This is a genomic window from Micromonospora sp. NBC_01796 (genome assembly GCF_035917455.1).
Taxonomy (GTDB): domain Bacteria; phylum Actinomycetota; class Actinomycetes; order Mycobacteriales; family Micromonosporaceae; genus Micromonospora_G.
In genome coordinates, this window is sequence record NZ_CP109078.1 from 5,596,733 (window position 1) to 5,620,432 (window position 23,700).

The window sequence follows — 23,700 nt, forward strand, 5'->3', positions numbered from 1 at the left end:
ACGCCACCAACGTGTCGGCGGCGGCGTCGCGGAACACCGTACGAGCAGTCAGGAACAGCCCGTGGCCAGATCACCAGACTCGGCAGCCCAGTTCCGGGCACGGGCCGAGCAACTCCTCCGACAGGTCGACACCGCAGCCCCGCCTGGTTCTCCCACCGCCGGGCTGCTCGAACCCGTACACCTGGCCGGCGCGGCCGTACGCGACGCCGTGGACGCCCCGCTGTCCGTGGCGGTGCTGGCCGAGTCGGCCGGCGACGACCGGGTGGTCAGCCACAACCTCTGGGGGCAGATCCTCGGCGACCAGGAGGTCCGGATCAGTCCCGAACGGACGATCACCGGCTACGTCACCGTCGTACGGCTGCAACCCGTCGACAGGCCGGCGGTGACGCTCGGCCCGGCCACCGTCGACATCCTGGACCGGGACGCCCTGGCCCGGTGCCGCCGGGACCTGCTCGCGCGGCTCGACTCCGGCGGCTGGGGTTCCCTGCCCGCCGACGCGGGCTGGCCCGAGGTGGTCGCCCAGGCCCGACGGCTCGGGCCGGCCACGGACTCGGACAGTCGCGGGTGGCTGCGCGAACTCTACGACCTCTACCGGGCGGAAAGCTTCGCCGAGCACCTCCTCGGTACGACGGACCGGCCGGTCCGGCTGGCCACCGTGCACCACGCGGCGATGCCGTTCGCCCGCCCCGACGCGGCGCTGCGCCAACCCTTCGCCGAACTCGACCCACCGGCCGTCGCCCTGCCCGCCGAGACCGGCCTGACCGACGGCGTCCTGCACCGGATCCTGCCGGCCGTCGCACGGGTGGTGGTTCCGGTGCAGGTGCCGGCGTCGCTCTGGGACCTCGACGCCGAGACGTTGGACCTGGTCGACCTGCCGATGCTGCACCCGCACCGACCCGCCGGCCGGGAACGGCACCTGATCGAGAACGAACTCGTCCGGGCCGGCGCGGTGGTGGTCCTGCCCGGCCCCGACGCCGCCGTGCCCCGGTTCACCGCGACCCTCAACGGCGCCGCCCCGTCGACCGTGCTCGACGGGCCGGAGAGCCGGTCGGTGCTCGCCGGGCGGGTGCCACCGGACCGGTACGAGCAACTGCGCGCCGCCGTGACCGGCACCGGGCGGGCCGCCGCCCTGGCCGTCCGCGCCGAACGGGCCCGCCTCGCCCACCTGGGCCTACGCGGAGCGATCCGGGAGGTGGTCGTCGCCCTGGACCGGGCACCCGCCGAACAGCCCGCGCCGACGGCCCGGCCCGAGGACGACCTGCGGGAGGTGCTGGGACGGATCGCGCAGGAGACCGCCGCCCTGATCGACGACGTCGAGGAGGGAATCACCGGCTCCCGCGCCCGCCTGGCCACCGGAATGACCCCGCAGGACGCGGTACGTCAGGCCGTCACCGCCCAGGTCCACGCCTGGCCCCAGTGGTCGGTCCTGCTCGCCGCCCTGAGCCAGCAGACCGTGAAACGCGGCACCGGGTTCGGTCGCGACGAACTGCCCGACACACCGGACGTCTTCGAGGCCCGGTTCCGTGCCGCCGTCGGGGAGAGCGCGGCCACCGTGGAACAGGTCGTGGACGCGGTGGTGGCGAACTGGTTGACCCGCCGGGCGGCCAGGGTGGTCGAGTTGAAGGCGGCCCTGCTGGCGCGGGTCGAACCGGTCCGGGGCCGGTTGGTGCGCCCGACCGGGGAACCGGTCCTGCCCGACCTGCGACGGGCCGTGCAGCTCGACTGGTTGGCGCAGGTCCGGCCCGAGGACGACAACCCGACGGGAAGCGCGGCGGCGGGGGTGCCGCGTACGGCGGCGGAGCGGCAGGCGTTGCGGCAGGCGTTCCCGCTCGACCCGGTACGGCCGCTGCCCTGGGCGGCCGACGGTGGGCTTCGCACCCCGTCCCCGCACGGGAACCACCAGGTGGCGGTGATGCGGCTGCGCCGCGAGCTGGTCGAGGCCACCCGGCGGCTCGCGCTGGCCCGGCTCGCGGTCGAGCTGCCCCGGCGGGCCGAGGCGATCCACCGCAGCCTGCGCGCACTGCAACAGCGGCTGCCGCGTACGGACGGCGAGCTGCGGGCCCTGGTCGACGGGCCGGACGCACACCTTCCGCCGGAGCCACCGGCCACCGTGGCGCGGCGGCTGGAGACGGCACTCGACCACGACGACGACTGGCCCACGCTCTCCGAGGAGCGCTGATGAGCGACAGCACCGACACGACGGATCGTCCGATCCTGCCGTACCCGCGTTACTGCCCCGACCGCCACGGCGGGTTCGCCGCGGTGGACTTCGGCACCACCAACTCGACCGTCACCCTCTACGATCCCAGCCGCCCCCGGCCGTCGCTGCCGTTGCCGGTCGACCAGCGGGCGGCCCTGCGTCGGCAGACGGCCGACCTGTTGCGCCGTGAACCCCGTGCCGAGGAGCTCACCGAGCCCCGGCAGGCGCAGTGCCGGGCGGAGTGGTCGGTGCTGCGTACCCGGATCGCGGCCGACCTGGCCCAGGTGGACCCGCAGGCGCTGGCCGACCTGGTCGCCGTCGACGAGTCGACGAACGGGCCGCTGCTCTACGACGTGCTGCTCGCCCTGGACAACGCCCAGATCGGGTGTACGCCCCAACTCGGCGCCTGGCTCGCCGCCCGGCTGCACCACTGCTACGACACCGCGTTCAGCACCCCCGCGTTGGCGCACCACTCGCTCTACCCGGTACGCCTGGACAGCGCGACGGAACTCGACGAGGTGTCGAGCCGGCTGGACGTCACCGACATCGACCCGTACCTGCGCGTACGGCTGGGGATCCCGCTCGCGCACGGCGCCTCGTACGGAACCGTGCTCGGTCTCAAGCACCACCTCAACGATCCCGACTACGCGTTGCCGCTGCGCGACGATCCGCGCCGGGTCGGTTTCGACGCGTTGCTCGGCGCGGCGGTCGGGTTCCTCCTCCAGGAGACCGACCGGTTCACCGGGGCGAACCCGGACCGGCTCGACGGGGCACCGGTCGACCACGTGGTGGCGACCTACCCGACGATGGCTCCGCCGTCGGCTCGACGCCGCCTGGACGAGGTGATCGGTTCCGTACTCGGCGTCGGCGACGTCGACCTCAGCTACGACGAGGCGATCTCGGCGGCGCTGTTCTTCCTGATGCGCGACCTCGGCACCGACTACGAACTGGGCATCGAGGCGCTCCGGGCGCGCTTCCGGCCGGTGCCGGGGGAGGAACGGCACTGGACCGAGAACATGCTCGTCATCGACATCGGCGGTGGCACCACCGACATCGCCCTGGTCACGGTCCACCTGCACGACGGGACCCCGGAACTGCCCGACGTCGAGCCCGGCACCGCCGGGCGGTACTACAGGGTGGTCCCGCAACTGCGCGGCACCAGTGGTCGGAACCGGCGCGGCGGCGACTTCCTCACCCTCCAGGTCTTCCACTGGCTGAAGGCGGTCATCGCCGACCACCTGCTGACCATCGCCTGGCCCGAGCAGACCGGGTTCGGCGAGAGCCGGGAGTCGTGGCGGCAGTGGCAGGACGGGGTGACCGCGAACCTGGAACGGTCCTACCAGGACGACAACGGCCGGTACGTTCCGGGCAGCCTGGTCGAGCGGACCCTGGAGGCGCTGCGCCGGGACACCGACGTGCCGGACAGCGACGCGGCGCAGCGGGTCCGGGACAACGTCGAACGGGTGGTCGGCACCCGGTTCGACCCGCACCGGATCGGACCCGGCTCGAACCAGGTCCGCGAGCAGACCTTCTGGGCGATCTGGCGGCGGGCCGAGGAGGCGAAGAAGCAGATCGCCCCGGGTACGCCGTACCGGCTCGCCACCGATCACGTGCAGGACATCGTACGGACGCTCGACAGCGTCCCCACCGACCAGCCGACGGAGATCGGCCAGGGCCCGGTGGAACTCGGGTACGGGTCGTTCACCGGCGCCGCCACGCCGATGCTGGTCGAGATCAGCAAGCTCGCGGCGGGGCTTGCCGCGAGCCGGCTCGACGCCACCGAGCGGTTGGACCGGATCATCCTCACCGGCAAGGCCAGCCAACTCGCCCTCGCGGCCGAGGTGGTCGCCCGGGAGTTCGCCGCCCGCCGTCCGCGTGGCGAGCCGGCCGTCGAGGTTGTCGTCGAGCGGACGTACCCGAAGAACGCCGCCTCGATCGGTGCGGCCTGGGCCGCGTCGATCAGCTCGCTGGGTGCCCCGGACGCGGACATCGAACTGCTCCGGCAGGGCGTGACCGAGGTTGCCGTGGAGGTCGACAACCTGCTCCTGGAGCTGCCCTGCGCGCTGGCGGTACGCAGCCGGGCCGACCGGAACCGGGTGGTGCTGCCGGCCGGGACACCGTTCGAGGAGTTCGCCGACGGCCGGCTGCGGGCCTTCGCCCGGCTCGGTGTCCTCGGTGACCGGTGTGTGATCGAGCGTCAGGTCGACGGGGGCCATCCGCTGCCCTGGGGTTCGTTCCAGTGGCGGGACCTCGACGCCCGGATCCGGGCCGAGGATCCGGGACTGTCCCTGGACCGCAAGCTCTGGCCGGCCAGGATCAGTGCCGGGATCGAGGTCGACGGCAGCCTGAGCCTGGAGTTGCTGCTCTGGCAGGGCAGCCGGCCGTACCTGCGGATCGACGAGTCACAGGCGGCGGTGCAGGTGCCGGCGGGGCCGTCCGGCGCACCGGCGGACGTGTTGCGGCTGGCCGACCGGATCCTGGTCGAACCGCCCGACGGGCAGCCGCCCCGACCGGCTTTCGGAAGCGGCACCGGCAACCGGGCCTTCACCCGCGAGACCTTCGTCGACGAGTTGGGCGAGAGCCGGCCGGGCGTACTCGGACACCTTCCCCTGCCGCCCCCCGACGACTCCGGGGGCTGGACCTTCCTGCTCCGTACGGACGACGGCGGTGAGCGGCCGATCGGGACGCTCGACGCGGCGTTCGACACCGAGGCGACGTACGTGGTCAGCCTGGACGCCCGTGGGGCGGTCCGGGTGCACGCGGGCGCACCGCCACTGTGGACCACCTCGACCGTCCTGGACATCGAACACGAGCGCGGCCTGGTCTTCCGGCTGCCGCTGGGCACCCCGCAGTCCGACTTCGACGACCATGACAGCCCTTTTGACGGGACACACTGATGGACAACCAGACCGAGTCCACCCGGCACGGCTTCGAGGACCTGCTCGGCGAGGTGCTCCGGGACGCCGGCCCGGCGGCGGACGCACTCCGTGCCCACCTGCCCCGGGTCGCCGGTGCCGTCTACGCCGCGATGCTGACCGAACGGATCGAACGCCTCGCCGCCGCCGGCAACCTCGACGACCCGGCCGATCGCGCCGATCCGTGGCGTCGGATCCATGAACTGGGCGCCCGGCTCTGGCAGTTCACCGAGCCGGCTGCCGTAGAGTCGGCCCCCGCGAAGCCGGCCGCCGTCGAGTCGGATGCCTTCGAGTCCGGCGATGCGGTGACGGACGTTTTCGAGTCCGGCGATGCCGTGACGGACGCCGTTGAGCCCGGCGATGCCGTGGTGGACGCCTTCGAGCCGGACGTCTTCGATCAGGACGCTGCTGGGTCGGGTGCCGCCGGGCCGGCGGCTGCTGGGCGGCCGGGTGCTGCCGGGCCGGGTGGGATGGATCGGCGGGGGACGCCGGACCCTACCGGCGGGACGGCGTCGGTGGGGACCCCGGTTCGTACCGAGCGGGTGACGGCCGGGACCGAGGCGTACGACCGGACCGGAGGAACCCGGCAGGAGGTCGGGCTGGCTCTGATCGCGGGGCAGGTCGAGGAGGTCCTGGCCAGATTCGTCGCCGACGACCGGGTACGGGTGTGGCTCGGCAACACCCCGGCTCCCGGTGGCACCCTGGCCGCCCGTTGGCGCAGTTTCCATCTCGGCCTGCTGCGGCTACCGGCGTCCGTCGCCCGGGAGTGGGCCGACGATGCGGCCCGGGTGGTGCCGAGGATCTGGTACGTCGCGGACGAGCGGTGGACCATGCTCCAGCACGTCTACCTGCACCGGGTGATCATCCCCGGCTGGGGTGGCGAGCCGGGGGTGTGCCTGGACCCGCAGGGCGGCGTCTCGCCGGGGGTCCTCGCCGCGTCCGGCTCCGCCTTCGAGGAACACTTCCGGGTCACCTCGTACGCCACCCAGGTCGAGTGGCTGGTGGCCAACGACCTCACCGCCCTGCACGTACGCGACGCCAAGCTGGAGCCGCTGCGTGACAAGGAGGAACAGCGGCGGTACCGCAAGCGGCTCCACGACGCCCTCCAGTCGTACGCCGGGCAACCGAACACCTCCACCGGGAACGGTGACCCGGCACAGCGGCTGATCCGCGCGGCCGGGCTCGCCGAGGTGCTGCGTTCGGTGGTGCACCAGCCACTCGTCGCGCCGGACAGCTGGTGGGGGAGCTTCCGCAGGGAGGTGTCCGGCCTGGTCGACGACACCGTCCAGCAGCTCGATCGGCAGTTCGGCCGGGAGCCCGAGCGGCAGTTCGACCAGCGATTCGAGGCCACGCACCTCAAGGGGTGGTACCGCGACCTGATCCAGCAGCAGCACACCGAGCGGACTCTGGACGTACGCCTGCCGGCGCCCCCCACGGCCAGGACCGGCGAGGTGCTCGACTGCCTGCGCCCCCGCCTGGTCCTCGGTGAGACCGGGACCAGACCGGGCGTGGTCATGTACGCCGACGAGGCATGAGGGGGATGACGAGATGACACACCTCGACCGGGCGTACCGGAAGCTGTTGCCGCTGTTCGCGGCGACGCTGGCGGTCGCCGTCAACGTGCTGTCCGTACCGGCGGCACCGGCCGTTCCGGCACGGTTCGCGCCCGCCCAGGCCGGTCTGGCCGAGGTGCTGCGCGACCTCCGGGTCGACCGGCTGCCGGCGGACTACGTCGTGCTGGTCGACGTCTCCTCCTCCATGCAGGACGGCGCCGACCTCTACCGGGCGGCCAAGGACGCGTTGCGCCCGTTGCTCGCCGAACTCGACCCGGTCGACCGGCTGCACCTGTTCGCCTTCGCCAACCGTCCCGACCCGAAGTTCAGCGGGGCGGTCGGCGGTGTCGGCGCCGGGGCGCTCGACCGGATGCCGGGTACGGCGGACGGCACCGCCACCGACATCGGCGCGGCCATCGAAGCGGCGCTCGACATCGTCGAGGAGGCCGGCAACACCGATCCCGCGACCGTGATCCTGCTGACCGACGGCCGACACGATCCGCCGGTCAACTCCCGGTACGCCGGCAACGCGTCTCCGGCCTTCGCCCGGCTCACCGAGCGGGCCCGCAGGGTCGAGCAGCGACGCAACGTCCGCGCGTACGGCGTACCGCTCGCCGGTCGGACCGACGTGCAGCTCCTCGATGAGGTCTTCGAGAACACGATCCTGATGGACCTGCCACCGGACCAGGTCGGCAGCTATCTCGACCGGATCCGGGGCCGGGTGGCGGTACAGAAGGCGGCCGCGTACGTGGCCCGGGACCAGCTCACCGCCACCGCCGCGCTGCCGCCGGGCGGGCTCACCGTCGGCGCCGAGCCGGTCGAGATCGTCGCCCGGTTCCGCAGCTCCGCGACCCGGGTCCCGATCACGGTCGGCGACCTGCGGGTCGAGATCGACGGCGTCGAGCTGCGTGCGGTGCCGGAACGGCCCGAGGTGCTGCTCACCCCCGCCGAGCCGGAGCAGGAGGTACGGATCCGGGTGGAGCCGGTGACGACCACCGAACGCCGGATCGGCGGTGAGCGTACGCGCGACGGCGAACTCCGGGTGACCGGGACGGTCGACTCGCCGTGGCGCGACGTCATCACCCGCGATCTCGAACTGGCGTTCACCCCGGCCCCGGCGAGCGCGACGGCTCCGGCCCGGCACACCACCACCGGCTTCCCGATCTGGCTCCTGGTGCTGGTGCTCGTGCTTCTTGTGATCGCCGTCGGGCTGGCCTTCTACCTGCCGGCGCGGCGGTGGAAGGCGATGGGCAGCGGCTCGCTGTCGATCAGCGAGCCCGAGCAGAAGGGTCCCTACCGCCAACCGCTCAGCGGTCGGACGGTCCGGTTCCCGAGCCCGCTGGTCAGGCGCGGCGGGCTGTCGGGCAGCGGCACCGTACGCGCCCGCCGCCTGCGCCGCGAGACCGGTTCGGGCCGGGAACTCGTGCTGTACGTCGACTACCGACGGGACGGGAAGCGGCACCGGGTGACCTGCCGGCCCCGGCAGACCGAGTCACTGCGCGACGGCACCACGTTCACCTACCAACCATGACGACCCGGGCCCTAGGACGGCGGACAGGAGGTTCATCGTGCTTCCCGCACTGGTGATCGGACTCGGCGGCACCGGAAGCGATGCCGTGGCACATCTGAAGCACCGTCTCGCGATCGAGCAGCGGTGGCGGGACCTCCAGCAGGACCCGGCGGCCGTCGAGCGGAGCAACGGCAACCGCTACGACTGGCCGGTGCTGCTGCGCGCGGTCGACGTGGACCGCAAGAACCGTCCCAACGTGGACGGGCTCACGCTGGACGTGGACGTCGAGGATCTCTACCTCAACAGCGCCGTCGGCGGGATGATCGACAAGATCCGGCAGGGCCCCGAGGTCGCGGAGGAGTTCTACCCGACCGTCGCCCCGTGGTTCGGCCCCCGCGACGCGGAGCAGATCCGGGAGGACGAGGCGCTCGCCTTCATGGTCGAGGGCGCGGGACAGATCAGGTCCTTCGGCCGGATGTCGTTCTTCGCCGACGTACTCGGTGCGACACCGGCGATGCGCCGGATCGAGCACGCGTTGGACCAGCTCACCCGGACCGACGCCGACACCACGCCGAACATCTACGTGGTCAGCTCGACCGCGGGCGGCACCGGTTCCGGGATCCTCCTCGACGTGTTGGCGTACCTGCAACAGATGCGTCTGGTGCAGGGCGGTGGCTTCTCGGTGACGCTGTTCTGCGTACTGTCCGGTGCGTTCGGGCGGACGCTCGAGGGGCCGCAGCGGATCAGGAGCGAGGCCAACGGGTACGCGCTGCTGCGCGAGCTGGACCGGGTGATGAACGTCGAGCGGAACAATCCGGCCGAGTTCCGCTGGGCGCCCCGGCACAGCCACGAGATGACCGCCGCGCCGGTGCAGTACACGTACCTCGTGGACGGGCGGCGCGGCCGGTCCGCCCCGCGTCGACTGGAGGGCTTCGACGCGGCTACGGTCTGCCCGGTCGCCGTTGCCGACGCGATCTACGCACACCTGCTGCCGACCGTCGGGACCGCGTTCAGCAGCTACCGGGTGAACGCGCGTCCGTACACCCGCAACAGCACCGACATCTACTCCACCTTCGGCGCCTACCTGGTGGAGTACCACTGGGAGTCGGTGCTGCGGGGCTTCGTCAGCCGGGCCGGGGTGGACGTACTCGCGCAGTTGCCGGACCGGGTGACCGACCTCGGTGCCGAGGTGGGCAAGTTCCTCACCGGCACCGATCCGGAGGCCGACGGGGCGCAACCGCCGCCGGTGTTCAAGGACCTGGACAGTGAGGCGGCCCGGGAGGGGCTGCTCTCGCCGACGTCCGGCTGGCTGCTCGCCGCGGGCAGGAACACCGAGCTGCCGGACCCGCCGAGCCTGTTCGCCCCGTTCGAGGACATCACCCAGTTCCGTACGGACCACCGTGGTCAGTTCGTGATCGACCAGACCAGGGCGAGGATCCGTGCCTTCTGGGGCGAGAGCGGGGTGCGGTTGGCGCCGAACAACGAGCATCAGTGGTACCCGGTCGCCGAGGATCACGAGCGGGAGATCCGGCGCCAGTGGGAGGTGGCGCTGCGGCTCGTGGTGGCGCAGGTGATGTCCCGCCGGGACGGCGGGCCGCTGGCCGGGCTGGCCTTCGTCGACCTGGTCACCCAGCGTCTGGAACTGTTCGGCCAGCGGGCCGAGTTGTGCCACCGGGCGGATCCGGCTCGCGCCCGGGCCGCGCTGGACCAGGCCGAGGAGCGGGTACGTGAGGACAAGGGTCTGCGTCGGGGCAAGCATCAGCTCAACTACCTGGGCGCGGAGCGGAACCTGTTGCTCGCCCTGATCCAGGAGGACTGCTACGACCGGACCCAGCGGACCCTGAAGCGGCTCGCCCAGGTCGCGGCCGAGGTCCGTACGGAGGTCGAGGCGTGGCGGTTGGCGGTCAAGGAGGCCAACCGGCAGCTCGTCGGTGCGGTCGAGGCGGTCGACAAGGAGCGCCGTGCGGCCGAGGGGTTCCCGTTGCGGCGGATCGTGCCCCGGGTCGGCGACCGCGACACCGAGGAGTGGCTGTACACCCACTACGCGGGTGTGCCCGACCCGGAGCGCGGCCGGTCCGGACTGGCTCCGGTCGCGGAGGCGCTGCGCTGGCGGGTGTCGACCGAGGGCGGCCGGCCGGTGCTGGCCCTGCGGGGCGGCACCCGGGTCGCCGGTCCGGGTCTCGTGGACGCGCTGGTCGACGGTCTCCGTAGCCGGGCCCGGCCGGTTTTCGCCCCGCTGCGGGAGCGGTCGGTGTTCGAGATCCTGGAGCACTCGGGGGAGTCCGGTGAGGCGCTCGGCCGGGAGCTGCTCGACGGTAGCGACTGGTTGGTCAGCTACGACGACGAGGAGCACCGCCGGCTGGTCAACCTCGACCAGGACGACGACGGCGAGGCGCAGCAGCAGGTGTACGCCTTCGCCGCGCTGCCGGCGAGCGGGGCGCCGGGCGCCGCGCTGAGCCGGAGCCTGTGGACCTTCCTCGGCGAGCAGCGGGTGGATCTCAACGACATCGTGCCGTCGAACGAGTCCGAGGAGCGTCCCGCGACCGACAAGATCATGCTTTTCGCGTCCCGGCACTCGCTGCGTCTGGGTGCCTTCGCCGGCTTCTCCGACCTGCGTCGGTCCTACCACCAGCGGCGCGGCGGCTACCCCTCGCCGCACGTCCTGGCGGAGGAGAAGACCGCGGCGGCGTTGGAGGCGAAGGCGGATGAGCTGTACGGGGAGGGGGTGATCCGGGAAAAGTTCGGCCCGCTGACCGGTCGGGCGCTGCTGTTGTGCCGCAAAGCCGATCTGCTCCGGGCGACCGCGATCGCGCTGGCCAACGAACGGCTCGTGCCGACGTACCATCCGCACCACCCGGACCAGGTGACGGGCTGGTCGGTGCGGTCGTACCGGGGTGGGCCGGACCAGGAACTCGGCGACAAGGCCAACCTGGGGCAGGTGCTGCGCGATCTGACGCTGTCCGGTACGAAACTGGCGTCGACCCGGATCGGCGCGGTGCGCTCGGCTGCGCAGGAGGTGATCGACGACGGCCAGGACTGGGAGTACGGCACCCGGCGCTTCTACGGGCTGCCGCCGGCCTACCCGCTGGAGCCCGGTCTGTGGCAGATGTTGACCGTCGCCGCCTACCTGCGCATCGACGAGCAGCGGCGTCGTTGAGCGGTCCGGTACGAAGCGGAGGGCCGACTGTTCGGTCGGCCCTCCGCTTTCCTACCTTCGTCCGCCGCGGGGAGGGGCGGAGGACAGGGTGGGGACCGGGCTCAGCCGACCTTGACGACCGAGGCCGGCCAGCTGTCCTGGAACACCTGGCTGCCGGTGTCGCCGCTGATCCGGGTACCGGCGAAGAGGTTGCTCACCCGGTTCGCCTCGGCGGTGCTCGGGTACGGGTTGGTGCAACTCGTACCGGCGCTGCCGCCGGACATCAGCAGGGAGCAGTTGCCGTTGTAGTTGTCGGGCAGGCCGAGGATGTGGCCGATCTCGTGCGTCATGATCCGCAGCGGGCTGTACTGCGCGGCCTGCTGGGTGTCGATGTAGACCCGGCCGTTGCCCAGGCTGGTCCGCACGGCGTACGAGCCGCCGCCGGTGATCTGGTAGATCCGCAGGTTGGACCCGCAGCCCGAGGAGAGGGTGAGGTTGACGGTCGCGTTGTTCCAGATCGTGGCGGCCTGGTTGGCGATCCCGGCATAACTGCCGGCCTGGCTGGTGTTGTAGCAGACCGTCGCCTGGATCGACACGTCCGCCGATGCCGGCGGGCTGGCGACCGTGGCGCCGATCATGGCACCTGCCGTCGTCACGATTGCGACCAGGAGCCGGCTGACTCTTCGTGAGGTCATAGCTCACTCTCCAATGCTTGCCGAGGGGTGCCAGGATCTTAAACATTCAGATATGTCGATTTCAATATCCTCTTATGTCAGATGATCTGGTATGAGAGGGCGCCTCTGTTGATCTGCGGGGATCAGGACGGGCCCACGGCGGCGGGGAGTGGGTGCACGGTGCCAGATGGCGAAACTTCCAGGTCGGTGGCGAGGTAAACCCCGGGCGGGGGCTATGCGTCAAAGGTGCATGACACGCCAGCGCGTACCGTTTCTCGCATTTGTGGTCGTCGTGCTCGCCGCCGGCTGCACGACGGCCGGCCGGGGCGGCCCGGCCACCCCGCAGCCGACCGGCGGCACGCCGGCGGTCGGACCGTCGTCGCCGCCCGCCGACCCCGGGGAAACGCCGGACACCCCGACCGGTCCGACCGGCTCCGATCCGTCCGCCACCGACTACCGGGTCACCTACGGCTGGGGGGTGCCGACCCGGGAGGCACGGATCAGCCACCAGGTCCGGCTGCCGGTCGTGCCGGCGCCGGGCCCGCCGCTGCCGCTGCTCGTGGAGGTACGGGTCGGTGACCATCCGGAGGAGAACCTGACCCGGATCACCTTCGCCTTCCGGGGCGGTCCGCCCTCCTACACGCTGGCCTACGTGCCCGGGGTGGTGGCCGACGGCACCGGCGATCCGGTGTCACTGGCGGGCAACGCCTTCCTGCGGATCCAGTTCGACCCGGCGCAGGCGCACGACGAGCACGGTCGCGTCTCGGTGAGCGAGTCGCCCGGACCACGGCTGGACTATCCCACCCTGCGCGGGTACGCCCTCGCGGGCGACTTCGAGGGGCACGTCACCCACGGCCTGGGCCTTCAGGTGGCGCCCGGCAGCGACCAGGCGTTACCGGTCCGGGCCCTGGAACTCACCCGCCCGGACGGCACCCGGGTCGTCGCCGTCGACGTGCGCCGGGGCTGACCGACCGCGGCCGATCAGCCCGCCACCGGTGTCCCGCCGTGGCGGGCGGGACCCGGATCAGACGGCGCGGTTCAGTGGTGCGCCTCCCGCCGTACGATCGCGATCGCCACCCGGCAGAGCTCGTCCATGTCCGGCGCGAAGCCGGCCGCGATGTCCGGGTGCAGACCGGCCCGGGTCTCGTCGAGCAGCCGCCGGCAGACCTCCTCGACCGGCTCGCCGTCATACCCGGCGCGGACCCGTTCGCTGGCCACCCGCAGGGCCGAGTTGAGCTGATCCTCCAGCGGTTCGCGCAGGCTCTCCAGAGCCGGGCTCAGCCCGCTCGGGTCCAGCGTGATGTGTGGCTCCGACATCGGTGCTCCCTTCGTCGGGTCCGCGGTACCCAGTCGCGGGCGCCGCTCAACCTGCCGCCGGTATCGCGGCGACTCGAACCTCGTACGACGTCGTCTCCGCCGGCTCCTCCCGGAACGACAACCGGCGGATCTGCCGGTTGTCGAGGTACAGCTTGACGTCGACCAGGGCGCCCAGGTGGGCCAGACCGATGTTGACCGCGTGTCGCTTGTCCTGGAGTACGGCGCCGACCCCGCCGAGCAGGGTTGCCGCGTCGGTGCCGTGGTGCCCGGGTGGGCAGTGCAGGACCAGGTCCAGTTCGATCGCCTCGGTCAGTGGTGTCCAGCCGCTGTCCTGGGCGGCGGCGCAGGCGGCCTCGAGCAGTGCCCGCACCCGGTTGGCCTGGCGGTGCCCGGCCGAGAAGATCGACAGTGCCTCGGTCCTCACCGGGGGCAGCCCGCTGACCTGGAAAGACAGCGTACGGGTCGAAGTGTCTCTGCTGATCGCGGGCGGGTTCACCGCCGTGACCACAGCGGTCCGAGTGTCCTGCACAGCGGCACCTCCTCGTTGATGACGATCCTGCCGAATGGATCGTCGGTACGGGGCGCGTTTCGCCGATCGGGCGCGCGAGCCGGAGGGCTTGGTCCGGGCGGCGTGCCGAGAGCGGGTCGGATCCGGGTCCTGCTGGTTGGTGGATCCGGGTGCGCCGGGATCCGGGTGAGCTGGCCGGCGTCGGCGGCGACCCGCTGTGATCGGAGAGCTTTCGACCACGGTATCCGACCGGCCGGCCACCGGGAATACCACTGTGGACCGGCTGAATGATCGATTTCGCTGGCCAGGACGGGGGTGAGGGGGCGCCCGGCTGGTTCGATCCTGCCGGCCGGGCGGCGCCGACGCTTCCTCCGGGTGGTGCCGCCGTACTCCGGCCGGTATGAGTCGATGTTTCTTCGCGAAATCAGCGGGTAGGTCGCAGTCAGGACAAAGCGGGCGAGGGGCAGGGCGGGCGAGGGGAGTTACCTGATGGCGAGCCGGACCAGCGCCGCGCCGAATCTGCGCGCCGGCCACCGTCGGCCTGCCGGGAACCGGTCCGGGACCGGGCCGGCGACGGTGGCGGAGGCTGGGGTGTCGTGGCGCGGGCCGGCGGACGGCGCCTGACCACGGAACGTGAACCGGTGGCCCGAGCGAGGGCTCTCAACCCGCTCGAACCACCGGCCCACAGAAGCCCTACCCAACATCCGGGCAGATATGCCGAACCGGATCGTTCACCGTGCCGGTGCCGCCGGGGTCGGCAGCAACTCGCCGAGCAACTCGCCCAGGACCGCCAGGCCGTCCTGGCTGAGCACGGACTCGGGATGGAACTGCACCCCGGCGAAGGTCGGACCGCGCAGGGCGTGCACCGCCCCGTCCCCGCCGTCGCGGGCGACCCGGACCGGCCCGTACGCGGTGACCAGCTCGTCGGCCCCGGCCAGGGCGGTGAAGGTGGAGTAGAATCCGACCCGCCGTACGGTCCCGAACAGGTCGACCTCACGTTGCAGCCCCTGGTACGGCGCGTCCCGCCGGTGCAGGCGCAGCCCGAGCAGCCCGGACAGCAACTGGTGACCGAGGCAGATGGCGAGTGTGGGCCGACCCTGCTCCAGCAACCCGGTGAGCAGGCCCCGCAGGGACGCCATCTTCGGGTCGTCGAGCTGGTTCGGGTCACCCGGACCGGGTCCCACCACGACCAGGTCGGCCCGGTCCGCCCCCACCGCGTCACCGGCGTCGTGCCAGGGGCGCAGCTCGACGGCGAGGCCGAGGGCCCGCAACTGGTGGGCCAGCATGCCGGTGAAGGTGTCCTCCCCGTCGACGATCAGCACCCGCCGGCCGGCCAGCGCCGGCACCAGGGCGGCGCCGGGGGCGCGCTGCTCCAGCCAGAACCGGGCGAGCCGGTCGTTGCGGGCGGCCAGCGCGGCCCGTACGGCCGGGTCGTCGGCCAGCCGGTCCGGCAGCCCCGCGGCCCGGACCGGGGCGGCCGGGCGCAACCCGAGCGCGGCGAGCACCCCGGCCGCCTTGGCGTGGGTCTCGGCCACCTCCCCCTCGGGCGTCGAGTGGCGGACCAGGGTCGCCCCGACCGACACCCGCAGCGCCCCGGCCGGGGAGATCTCCGCGGTACGGATCAGGATCGGTGCGTCGAGGGTCTGCCGTCCCTCGTCGTCCACCCCGAGCAGGGCCAGCACCCCGGCGTAGTAGGCCCGTCCCCGTCCCTGCTCCCGCCGGGCGATCACCCGGCAGGCGTTCTCCATCGGGGAGCCGGTCACCGTCGGGGCGAACATCGTCTCGCGCAGCACGTCGCGTACGTCCAGCGAGCCACGGCCGGCGAGCAGGTACTCGGTGTGGACCAGATGCGACATCTCCTTCAGGTACGGCCCCACCACCTGACCGCCCTGCTCGGCCACCGTCGCCATCATCTTCAGTTCCTCGTCGAGCACCATGTACAGCTCGTCGGTCTCCTTCGGGTCGGCGAGGAAACGCAGCAGCGCGTCCCGGTCCGCCGGTCCGTCCGGGTGCCGGAAGGTGCCGCTGATCGGGTTCATCATCGCCAGCCCGTCCTCGACGCTGACGTGCCGCTCCGGGCTCGCCCCTACCAGGATCCGGGTGCCGGTGTGCACCACGAAGGTCCAGTAGGCGCCGCGTTCGGCGGTCAGCAGCCGGCGCAGCGCGGCCAGGGCGGCGGTCAGTGGCGGTCCGACCAGGTTCGCCCGATAACTGCGGTGGATCACGAAGTTGGCGCCCTCGCCCCGGCCGATCTCCTCCCGCAGGACCTGCCGGGTGATCTCCGCGTACTCCTCGTCGGGGAGGTCGAAGGCGCCGCCCTCGGTGCGTACCGGCTGGTCCGGCAGGGCCGCCAGGGCGCGGTCCAACGGAACCCGCTGGTGCGCGCCGATGGTCAGGCACTCCAGCGGGGCACCGTCGTCGACGCAGGCGAACCCGCGCTCGGCGATCTGCCGGTACGGAACCAGCGCCAGGGTCCGGGCACCGGCCGGGCCGCCGGGCAGGGGGATGTCGGCGAGCCGGTCGACCGTACGCAGCTCCCCGGTGAACACCTCCAGCTCCGGGGCGTCGGCGCGCCGGATGATCGCGAACGGGCCGGGGTCGGTACCGGCGGCGATCGTGGCGAGCAGGTGCGGGAGCAGGTCCATGGGCGTCTCCTCGGGCCGGGGGCCGTCCGGCGCGGCGGCCGGGGAGTGAGGGGAACGCTGGCGGCCGCCGCGCTGGGCGGCCGCGTGGAAGAACTACGCGCGGAGGTCGGCCGCCGGGTTGGCGGGCCACCAGAATTCGGATCGCGCGAGCATGTTCCGGACGCTACGACCCGCCCCAACCAGCGCTCGCGACCGGCCCGCCCGACGTCCACCAGGTGGACCGGAATCGGCCAGCCGATCGTCGGGGATCGATGCGGTACGCATGTTCGGGGTACCGGTCGGGTGCCGGCGGCCGGCGCCGTGGGCGTACCGGCGACACCCGTTGGGTACGGTGGCCGGCGATGAACATTCTCGCGCTCGACCTGGGCACCTCGTCGGTACGGGGGCTGGTCCTCGACAGTGACGCCGTCCCGCTGCCCGGTGCCCTGGCGCGCCGGAAGATGGCCATCACCATCGGCGACGACGGTGCCGCGACCCTGGACGCCGCCGACTACCTGGCCGCGCTCGAAGCCTGCCTCGACGAGCTGAACGAGGCCGGGCACCTCGACCACATCGGCCTGGTCGCCACCGCCGCCCAGTGGCACTCGGTGCTCCCGCTCGACCAGCACGGAAACCCGCTCGGCCCGGTGCTGACCTGGCTCGACAGTCGCTCGTCACCACCGGCAACCCAGCCCGGCCCGGCGGACCCGGCGGACTTCCACCACCGTACGGGGACCTGGTGGCACCGGTTCTACTGGACCGTACGGCTGCCCTGGCTGCGCGAGTCGCTGGGACTTCGCCCGGCGCGTTTTGTCGGACTGGTCGAGTACGCCTTCGGCGCCCTGCTCGAACACGCCCCGATGTCGGTCTCCCAGGCCTCCGGCACCGGCCTGCTCGACCTGCGCACCCTGGACTGGGACGCCGAGGCGTGCGCCCTGGCCGAGGCGGGTCGCACCGAGTTGCCGGAGCTGGCGGCGGTGGACTGGACCGGACGGCTGCGCGCCGACTACGGCCGCCGCTGGCCGGGGCTGCGTGACGTACCGTGGGCCGCTCCGACCGGCGACGGGGCGGCGTCCAACGTGGGGTCCGGCTGCGTCGACCCGTACCGGGCGGCGGTCACCGTCGGCACGTCGGCGGCCGTCCGGTTGGTCCAGGCGGCGCCCGCCGGTGCCATCCTGCCGCCGTTGCCGGAGGGGCTCTGGCGGTACCGGGTGGACCACCGGCACGTGGTCACCGGCACCGCCTACTCGGCCGGCGGCAACCTCTTCGCCTGGGCGAAGAAGGTCCTCCTGCTGCCGTCGGGTGCGGAACTGGAAGAGGCCCTGGCCGCGATCGAACCCGGCGGCGGTCTGGTCGCCGACCCCCGGCTGGGTGGGGACCGGCCGCCGGGTCTCGCCCCGGCCGGCTCCGGCAAGGTGTATGGCCTGAGTTTCGGCACCCGGGCGGTGGACATCTTCGCCGGCCTGATGGAGGCCCTGTGCCGGCAGGTGGCGGCCGACCTCGCCGAGATCGAATCCACCGTGGACTACCCGGTCGAGGTGGTGCTCGGCGGTGGTGCGGTGGCCGCGTCACAGTGGTGGCGGCAGGCTTTCGTGGCCGCGCTGGCCCCCCGCCAGGTCAGCCACGTACGCAATCCGGAGATCGGTGCGACCGGAGCGGCATTGATCGCGATCGGTCGCTTCCACGACGGGGTCGGTCTCGAACGCATCAGCCGGACGGATGAGGGCCGATAGGCGACTCCGACACCAGGGGCTGGGCCGCAGTATCCTTCCTGTGCCGCGCTGCTGTTCGGATGGTTGACAGGGCTCTCCTACCTGGTTGAGATGAACCCCGCTCCTCGACGTGCCCGGCATCGAGGAAAGTAGGAGGCGTGGTGGCTGCTGCTCTTGACCCCTCGGGCAGCGGGGTGCCCAACCACCGTCGCCGCCGGCTTGACGTGCGGGTCGTACCGCATCGACGGCGGTCTCCGCTGCGCCTGCGGGACTGGCGACTGCGGGTCAAACTCGGCGCCGTGCTGATCATCCCGTCGGTGGCGTTCCTGGTGCTGGCGACCGTGCAGACCGGAACCCTGCTCGGGCAGGCCAACGTCCTGGGTGAGTTCTCCCAGGAGGTCACCATCGGCCGGCAGATCACCGCCCTGGTGCACGAGCTGCAGCAGGAACGGGACCGGACCGCCGGTGAACTGGCCGGTGCGGCGGCCTCGGCCAGCGGTCGCGGCGACCCGGGCCAGATCCAGGCCGCCCTCAAGTCGACCTACGACGCCGCCAACCTGGCGACGACCCGGTTGCAGGAGGCGGCGGCGCCGCTCGCCGACGCGGACGCCTCGTGGCGGATCTCCTACTCCAGGGCACTGGACGCGCTGCGCCAACTGCCCGACGTGCGGTCTGCGGTCCCGGCCGGCGTACTCAGCGTCAACACGGTGCTGGGCACGTACAACCGGGCCGTCGACGCGCTGCTGGCCCTGCTCGCCGAGCCGTCACCCGGTGACGACGAGCAGGACCTGACCGACCGGGTGCTGCGTTACGTCCAGATCGCCCGGGTCAAGGAGATCAGCTCCCGGATCCGGGGCACGCTCTACAGTGCCGCCCGCGCCGGTCAGTACGACCTCGACGACGCGGTGGAGCTGACCGACCTGCGGGCCCAGCAGCTCACCGCGCTCGGTGACTTCCGGGTCGCGGCGACCACCCCGCAGATCCAGCTCTACCAGCAGGCGTCGGCCGATCCCGGGTTCAAGACGGCGATCGAGATGGAGGAGGACACCATCACGGTCGGCGCCAGCGGGCCGCAGGTGCTCGTCGCCGACACCTGGTGGCGGGTCAGCCAGCAGCGGCAGGAACTGCTCCGTCAGGTCGAGGCCGCGGTGCTCGGGGACGCCGTACGCGTCGCGGAGGACCGCAGCTCCGACCAGTTGCGCCGGACCCTGCTCGTTGCCGGCGGGGTGCTGGCCGTACTCCTGATCGGTCTCGCCACCTCGATCATCATCGGCCGGTCGCTCAACCGCTCGCTGCGGATGCTGCGGGGTCAGGCCCTCCAGGTGGCCCAGATCGATCTTCCGGAGGCCCTGGAGCGGCTCCGTACGGTCGAATCGGGCGTCCCGCACATCGAGGTACCACCCGCGATCGTCCGGTCGATGGACGAGATCGGGGAGGTGGCCGAGGCGTTCGTGGCCGTACACCGCAGCGCGGTCACGGTCGCCGTCGAGCAGGCCGTGATGCGGCGCAACGTCAACGCCATGTTCGTCAACCTCGCCCGCCGCAGCCAACTGCTGGTCGAACGCCAGCTCGAACTCCTCGACGAACTGGAACGGGAGGAGGGCGACCCGGACCAGCTCGACAACCTGTTCAAGCTCGACCACCTCGCCGCCAGGATGCGGCGTAACGACGACAGCCTGCTGGTGCTCGCCGGCACCGAGTCGACCCGGCGCTGGAACCGGCCGGTGCCGCTGTCCGCGGTGATGCTCGCCGCGGTCGCCGAGGTGGAGCAGTACCAGCGGGTCCGGCACGAGAGCGCGGACCAGCTCTACCTCGTCGGGCACGCGGTCGCGGACCTGGTCCACCTCCTCGCCGAGCTGTTGGAGAACGCCGCGACCTTCTCCCCACCGGAGACGGTGGTACGCATCTCCGGGCGTGCACAGGCGCCGGGCGCGGGTCTGATCGAGATCGTCGACGAGGGGCTGGGGATGAGCCCGAGCGCCATCGACGAGGCGAACGCGCTGCTTGCCGTACCACCGGCGGCCGACGTCGCCGCGTCGGAGCGGATGGGCCTGTTCGTGGTCAGCCACCTGGCGGCCCGCCAGCACGTCGAGGTACGACTGTCGGCGACCGAGCACGGTGTGATGGCCTCGGTGCTGCTGCCGCCGGCACTGATGGCCGCCCAGCCGTCGCAGGCGGAGTTGGACCAGGCACCGAACCGGCGGATCCTGGCCGGGCTGCCGACCAACACGCCGCGCAACGGCTCCGGGGCGACCAGGGGGCTGCCGAACCCCGACGAGCTGCCGGTCGCCGGCCGCCCGCCCGGTCGCGGCACCTCCCGTCGACCCGCCCGCAGCGTGCCGACCCGCGCCGAGGACGTGCTGGCCCCGGCGGCCGGCGTAACGGCGGCGAACAGTACCTGGTGGTCCCGGCAGGGCAAGGCCGGCGGATCGTCGTCCGGCAGGGCGACGCCGGCCGCCGCTGCCGCACCGGTGCGCGCGGAACCGGTCACCCAGGTCACCGTGGCGGTGAACGCGAACGGCCTGCCGGTACGGGTGCCGATGGCGCAGTTGCCCTCGGCCAACGAGCCGACGCCGCAGGTCGTACCGGTGCAACGGTACGAACCGGATCCGGACGCGGTGGGTGGCATGCTGTCCAAGTTCTACGGCGGCGTACGGCGGGCCGAAGCCGAGGAGACCACCGAGATAACCATGGCGCCGGCCGGCGCGGGCAAGGAAGAGGAGCAACAGTGACGACGCTGAGTCAAGCGGCACGAGACCTGAACTGGCTGGTCAGTGGTTTTGCCGAGCGCGTGCCCGGAGTGGCGCACGCGATCGTGGTCTCCGCCGACGGGCTGCTCGTCGCGGTCTCCGACCACCTGCCGCGCGACCACGCCGACAAGCTGGCCGCGGTCACCTCGGGGCTGATGAGCATCACCGCCGGTGCGGCCCAGATGTTCGACGGTGACATCGTCAAGCAGACCGTGGTCGAGATGGGCCGGGGCTACTTCCTCGTCATGCAGGTACGCGACGGTTCGATCCTGGCGACCCTCGCCGCCACCGACGCCGACATCGGCGTGGTCGGCTACGAGATGGCCCGGCTGGCCAAGCAGGCGGGTGAGATGCTGACCCCGGCGCTGCGCGCCGAGTTGCAGCAGGCCCTGCCCCGCTGACCGGGAACGATTCCGTGGCCGGCGTGATCAGCGGAGCTGGCCGAGCTGGGCGACCAGCAGCTCGGCCAGCCACCGCTCGAACTTCTCCCGTTCCGGCCCCTGCCACCCCCGGGTGGCGCCCTCCACCAACATGATCAGGTAGAGGTAGCAGGTGTAGAGCGTCAGCCGTCGCCGTACATCCGGGGTCGGGTCGATCCGGTGGTGGCCGGCGGTGTTGTAGGCGGCGAGCAGGTCCGGGAGTTCGGCCGGGTCCCGGAACAGGGTCATCGCCACGAACTCGGCCACCGGGTCGCCGTAGAAGGCCCGCTCGCCGTCGATCAGCCCGGTCAGCGTGGCGCCGCCGGTGCCGTCGGGCAGGACGAAGACGTTGCCGTCCCACAGGTCGAAGTGGACCAGCGCCGGCCGGTCGACCTCGTCCAGCACGTCGAGGTGCCGGTGCAGCCGGTCGCCGATCTCGTCCGCGCTGATCGGCAGCGAGGTGCCCAGGCGCAGGGCGTCGTCCAGGATGTCCTGCACCATCGCCCCGAACGCCGCCCGCCACGTCGGCTGCCAGGTGCGGCTGTTGCGCAGCGGGTACCCGTACGCCGGGCCGGTGATCGTGTGCAGGCGGGCCGTCTGGGCGGCGGCCTGCGCGCGCACGGCGGCCAGACCCGCCGGGGTCAGGTCGTCGCGCACGGTGTTCAGGGCCACCCCGTCGATCCGGGCGAGGAACACGAAGTCGCTGCCGACCAGGTCCCGGTCGACGTCCGCGAAGACCACTTCGGGTACGGCGACGCCCGCGGCTCCGGCCCGGCGGAAGAACTCCACCTCGGTACGCATCAGGTCGACCTCGTGGCTGAGCAGCTTCAACGCCGGGGGTGGCGCGATCTTGAGGATCAGGTCGGCACCGTCGGCCAGCCGGATCGCGTAGGCGACGTTGTAGTGCCCCTCGGTCAGCTCGTGCCACCGTTCGATCCGCGCCGAGGGGCCGAAGCCCCGGCGAACCAGCGCCCCGAGTTCGGCCTCGGTGACCCGCAGCTTCGTCAGACTCTCCACGTTGCCCCTCCACCGCAGCCGCCCCGTCCCAGCCGAAACGCGCGTCTCCGTACGGTAGCGACCCCGGGGGTGGGTGTGGGTACGGGTCAGCGGCGGGGTCCGGAATGCGGGCCACCGCTGGCGTCGATGTGCCAGCGGCGGTCACCCGCAGGAGGATCGTCAGGAGGCCGACGGGACCTGGGTGTAGAACAGGCTCGGGTCGGCGGCCAGGGACGCCTTGATGTGTGCACTCCACTCGTCGACGATCACCTCGAACCTGCCCGCCTCGATGCCGTCGAGCCCGGCGCGTACGACCTCGGCGGGGTCGACCTTCGGGCCGTTGTAGTCGGCCATCATGTCGGTGTCGGCGGCGCCGAGGTGCAGCCCGGTGACCAGGGTCCCCTGGGCGGCGAGTTCGAGTCGGATCCCGTTGGTCAGGTTCCACTGCGCGGCCTTGGCCGCCCCGTAGGCGTTGGCCCCGTCGTAGGCGAACCACGACATCGCCGACAGGACGTTGAGGATCGCGCCACCGCTCGCCGCCAGTACGGGGGCGAAGGCGCGGACCATGTGGAGGGTGCCGTAGTAGTTGGTGTCCATCTCGCGGCGGATGGTGTCGAGGTCGCCGGTGACCAGGTTGGTGCCGGTGGAGATGCCGGCGTTGTTGACCAGGAGGGTGACGTCGGGTGCCGCCGAGGCTGCGGCCCGTACCGAGGTCGGGTCGGTGATGTCGAGTTGCAGCACCTCCACTCCCGGCAGGTCGACGAGTTCGGGGCGGCGTGCCGTCGCGTAGACCTTCTTCGCGCCCCGTTCCAGGAGTTGGCGGGCGAATTGCCGGCCGATGCCGCGGTTGGCGCCGGTCACCAGGGCAGTGGAACCAGAGATCTTCATCGCTACCTTCTCGGGTGGATATCGAGGACTGTGCTGCGCAGCGGTACGCGGACTACGCTAAAACTTGACGTTGACGTCAAAGGCAAGTGGTGTGACCCACGGCACACGAGGAGAAGCTGATGCGCATCGGTGAACTCGCCGACCGGACCGGCGTGAGTACGCGGGCCCTGCGGTACTACGAGGAGCAGCACCTGCTCGCCTCCGAGCGCAGCCGCAGCGGGCAGCGGACGTACCCGGAGATCGCGGTCGACCGGGTCCGGCTGATCCAGCAGCTCTACGCCGCCGGCCTGGCGAGCAGATCGATCGTCGAGCTGCTCCCGTGCGTCGTGACCGGTGTGGCGTCACCGGAGCTGCTCGACCGGTTGGCGGCGCAACGGGAACGCATCGACGGCCAGATCAACGACCTGATCGACACCCGGGAACGGCTCGACCAGATCCTTCACGCGGCGGCCGAGAGCGCCCGGCGGCCCTGCGCTCCGATGTAGCGGACGCGCGGGG

16 protein-coding genes are annotated in these 23,700 nt (G+C 72.2%); 10 read left to right on the plus strand and 6 right to left on the minus strand.

Annotation, left to right across the window (positions count from 1 at the left end; all coding sequences use genetic code 11):
• The first annotated feature begins 61 nt into the window (after nucleotides 1-61).
• The 5 genes from OIE47_RS25795 to OIE47_RS25815 are packed head-to-tail and all read left to right on the plus strand — an operon-like array spanning nucleotide 62 to nucleotide 11,335.
• The gene (locus OIE47_RS25795; protein ID WP_326557099.1) at nucleotides 62-2,179 is read left to right on the plus strand and encodes a hypothetical protein; all 2,118 of its coding nucleotides are present in this window, start codon (nucleotides 62-64) and stop codon (nucleotides 2,177-2,179) included.
• Nucleotides 2,179-5,097: a hypothetical protein gene (locus OIE47_RS25800; protein ID WP_326557100.1), complete on the plus strand. Its 2,919-nt coding sequence runs from the start codon at nucleotides 2,179-2,181 to the stop codon at nucleotides 5,095-5,097. The genes OIE47_RS25795 and OIE47_RS25800 overlap by 1 nt, the downstream gene beginning before the upstream one ends.
• Nucleotides 5,097-6,650, plus strand: a complete 1,554-nt coding sequence (locus OIE47_RS25805; RefSeq protein WP_326557101.1) for a hypothetical protein — start codon at nucleotides 5,097-5,099, stop codon at nucleotides 6,648-6,650. The genes OIE47_RS25800 and OIE47_RS25805 overlap by 1 nt, the downstream gene beginning before the upstream one ends.
• Before the next feature lie 13 nt (nucleotides 6,651-6,663).
• Nucleotides 6,664-8,199: a vWA domain-containing protein gene (locus OIE47_RS25810; protein WP_326557102.1), complete on the plus strand. Its 1,536-nt coding sequence runs from the start codon at nucleotides 6,664-6,666 to the stop codon at nucleotides 8,197-8,199.
• Between the two features lie 37 nt (nucleotides 8,200-8,236).
• A complete protein-coding gene (locus OIE47_RS25815; protein ID WP_326557103.1) occupies nucleotides 8,237-11,335 on the plus strand; it encodes a tubulin-like doman-containing protein in 3,099 nt (1,032 codons plus the stop codon).
• Between the two features lie 101 nt (nucleotides 11,336-11,436).
• Here the strand turns inward: OIE47_RS25815 and OIE47_RS25820 are convergent, their stop codons facing one another.
• Nucleotides 11,437-12,009, minus strand: coding sequence for a snapalysin family zinc-dependent metalloprotease (locus tag OIE47_RS25820; RefSeq protein WP_326557104.1), 573 nt, complete (start codon nucleotides 12,007-12,009; stop codon nucleotides 11,437-11,439).
• Between the two features lie 229 nt (nucleotides 12,010-12,238).
• On the opposite strand from OIE47_RS25820, the gene OIE47_RS25825 reads away from it, so the two are divergent.
• Nucleotides 12,239-12,955, plus strand: coding sequence for an AMIN-like domain-containing (lipo)protein (locus tag OIE47_RS25825; RefSeq protein ID WP_326557105.1), 717 nt, complete (start codon nucleotides 12,239-12,241; stop codon nucleotides 12,953-12,955).
• Nucleotides 12,956-13,026: 71 nt separating this feature from the next.
• Here the strand turns inward: OIE47_RS25825 and OIE47_RS25830 are convergent, their stop codons facing one another.
• The 3 genes from OIE47_RS25830 to OIE47_RS25840 form a co-directional block, all read right to left on the minus strand.
• Nucleotides 13,027-13,305, minus strand: a complete 279-nt coding sequence (locus OIE47_RS25830) for a hypothetical protein (protein ID WP_326557106.1) — start codon at nucleotides 13,303-13,305, stop codon at nucleotides 13,027-13,029.
• Nucleotides 13,306-13,351: 46 nt separating this feature from the next.
• On the minus strand, nucleotides 13,352-13,786 hold the full coding sequence (locus tag OIE47_RS25835) for a hypothetical protein (protein WP_326563247.1): 435 nt from the start codon (nucleotides 13,784-13,786) through the stop codon (nucleotides 13,352-13,354).
• Nucleotides 13,787-14,544: 758 nt separating this feature from the next.
• On the minus strand, nucleotides 14,545-16,458 hold the full coding sequence (locus OIE47_RS25840) for a chorismate-binding protein (RefSeq protein WP_326557107.1): 1,914 nt from the start codon (nucleotides 16,456-16,458) through the stop codon (nucleotides 14,545-14,547).
• A 341-nt stretch (nucleotides 16,459-16,799) separates the two neighbouring features.
• On the opposite strand from OIE47_RS25840, the gene OIE47_RS25845 reads away from it, so the two are divergent.
• The 3 genes from OIE47_RS25845 to OIE47_RS25855 all read left to right on the plus strand — a co-directional run bounded on the left by OIE47_RS25845 (nucleotide 16,800) and on the right by OIE47_RS25855 (nucleotide 21,300).
• Nucleotides 16,800-18,170: an FGGY family carbohydrate kinase gene (locus tag OIE47_RS25845; protein ID WP_326557108.1), complete on the plus strand. Its 1,371-nt coding sequence runs from the start codon at nucleotides 16,800-16,802 to the stop codon at nucleotides 18,168-18,170.
• A 140-nt stretch (nucleotides 18,171-18,310) separates the two neighbouring features.
• Complete coding sequence (locus tag OIE47_RS25850) at nucleotides 18,311-20,881, plus strand: sensor histidine kinase (protein ID WP_326557109.1); 2,571 nt, start codon at nucleotides 18,311-18,313, stop codon at nucleotides 20,879-20,881.
• The gene (locus tag OIE47_RS25855) at nucleotides 20,878-21,300 is read left to right on the plus strand and encodes a roadblock/LC7 domain-containing protein (protein WP_396816306.1); all 423 of its coding nucleotides are present in this window, start codon (nucleotides 20,878-20,880) and stop codon (nucleotides 21,298-21,300) included. Before OIE47_RS25850 ends, OIE47_RS25855 begins: the two co-directional genes overlap by 4 nt.
• A gap of 27 nt (nucleotides 21,301-21,327) precedes the next feature.
• Here OIE47_RS25855 and OIE47_RS25860 read toward each other — a convergent pair whose 3' ends face one another.
• Entirely contained in the window at nucleotides 21,328-22,335 is a 1,008-nt protein-coding gene (locus OIE47_RS25860; protein WP_326557110.1) for a phosphotransferase family protein, read from the minus strand.
• Nucleotides 22,336-22,494: 159 nt separating this feature from the next.
• Nucleotides 22,495-23,202 (minus strand): SDR family oxidoreductase, encoded by a 708-nt coding sequence (locus tag OIE47_RS25865; RefSeq protein WP_326557111.1) that lies wholly within the window; start codon nucleotides 23,200-23,202, stop codon nucleotides 22,495-22,497.
• A gap of 119 nt (nucleotides 23,203-23,321) precedes the next feature.
• Here OIE47_RS25865 and OIE47_RS25870 point away from each other — a divergent pair, with 119 nt between their 5' ends.
• Nucleotides 23,322-23,687: a MerR family transcriptional regulator gene (locus OIE47_RS25870; protein WP_326557112.1), complete on the plus strand. Its 366-nt coding sequence runs from the start codon at nucleotides 23,322-23,324 to the stop codon at nucleotides 23,685-23,687.
• The last annotated feature ends 13 nt before the right edge of the window (nucleotides 23,688-23,700 follow it).